1 protein-coding gene is annotated in these 848 nt (G+C 56.6%); it reads left to right on the top strand.

Annotation, left to right across the window (positions count from 1 at the left end; all coding sequences use genetic code 11):
* Positions 1–106 precede the first annotated feature (106 nt).
* On the top strand, positions 107–848 hold a 742-nt coding region (locus EOA22_RS35600; RefSeq protein WP_245478788.1), incomplete at its 3' end, for a glycosyltransferase family 2 protein.

Genomic DNA, 848 nt, shown 5'->3' with positions numbered 1-848 from the left:
AATCAGCCCGAAGACGTTCCGAACGAACATTTCGCCACCCGCCTACGGCAACTGTTAAATTAGTAACGTCTTATGGAACTTTGGGGCTGGCGTTTCATTCATCGGCATGGAGGCCAATGTGATCCAAGGTACCGGGACCGGAGCGAACGTGTCGCTGCGCTACTCACTGGTTCTGCCGATATACAACGAAGAACAAGTGCTGCCTCGCCTGGTCGAGCGCATCAGGTTGCTAATCCACCAGCTGGACGGTGAGACCGAGGCTATTTTCGTTGATGACGGAAGCCGCGACGGTAGCGTCAGATACCTTCGGTGCGTGGTTGCCGCCGAGCCTCGTTTTCGGCTGATCGAGCTTTCGCGCAATTTTGGGCATCAGATAGCAATTACAGCCGGTATGGACGCCGCCCAGGGGGATGCTGTCATCGTCATGGATGCCGACCTCCAAGACCCACCCGAGGTGGTCCTCGATCTGGTGGCGAAGTGGAAGGAAGGTTTCGAGATTGTCTATGCCCGGCGCGTTAAACGCGAAGGCGAATCCTTGTTCAAGCGCTTCACGGCAAGTCTCTTTTATCGCTTACTGGAAAAGATGACGACCGTCGACATTCCGCGCGACGTTGGAGATTTCCGGTTGGTCGGCCCCAAAGCGCTGAGAACTTTCAGACAGATGCCCGAACAGGATCGCTTCGTCAGGGGCATGTTTGGCTGGATGGGATTCAAGCAGGCGGCGGTGCCGTTCGAACGTCCAGCACGAGCTCTTGGCCAGACCAAATATCCATTCTGGAAGATGGTGCATCTTGCTGCTCACGCCATCGTCAGCTTCTCGGAACTGCCGCTGCGCGTGGCGCTCTGGG

The sequence above is a fragment of the Mesorhizobium sp. M7A.F.Ca.US.014.04.1.1 genome, assembly GCF_003998745.1.
In the GTDB taxonomy this organism is placed as follows: domain Bacteria; phylum Pseudomonadota; class Alphaproteobacteria; order Rhizobiales; family Rhizobiaceae; genus Mesorhizobium; species Mesorhizobium ciceri.
The sequence above is the reverse complement of the archived record's forward strand: the minus strand, read 5'-3'. Positions and strand labels throughout refer to the sequence as shown.